Below are 267 nucleotides of genomic sequence, written 5' to 3'. Positions count from 1 at the left end.
GGACCCAAAAGCGCGCAAGGCGGTGTGAGTTTCTATGTCACACTCGCCGAACTCCAGACCGCTGTCATCAGGTTGTTGGCCTATTGCCCGTACTGTGGCCGCGCCCCCACCTAACAAAGCACTACTAAGCGCTCGTCCTCTAAGTTTTCCAGATCGAGTCCGACGATACGGTCATAGAACTCCAAACAGATCTGTTCCAGCTGCTCGAAGATGCCGGCGGTGATCCATTCATCCCGGCGGGTGCGCAAGGTGGTGGCCGAGCATGTC

General features: G+C 57.3%; 1 pseudogene. It reads right to left on the bottom strand.

Features of this window, described 5'->3' with window-relative positions:
- Nucleotides 1-119 precede the first annotated feature (119 nt).
- Nucleotides 120-267 (bottom strand): annotated as a pseudogene (locus ACQCVD_RS15525) (IS5/IS1182 family transposase); the annotation flags it as partial.

It is taken from the genome of Corynebacterium halotolerans (assembly GCF_050107895.1).
Lineage (GTDB): Bacteria > Actinomycetota > Actinomycetes > Mycobacteriales > Mycobacteriaceae > Corynebacterium > Corynebacterium halotolerans_B.
Note: the sequence above shows the minus strand (reverse complement) of the source record. Positions and strands in the feature narration are given on the sequence as shown.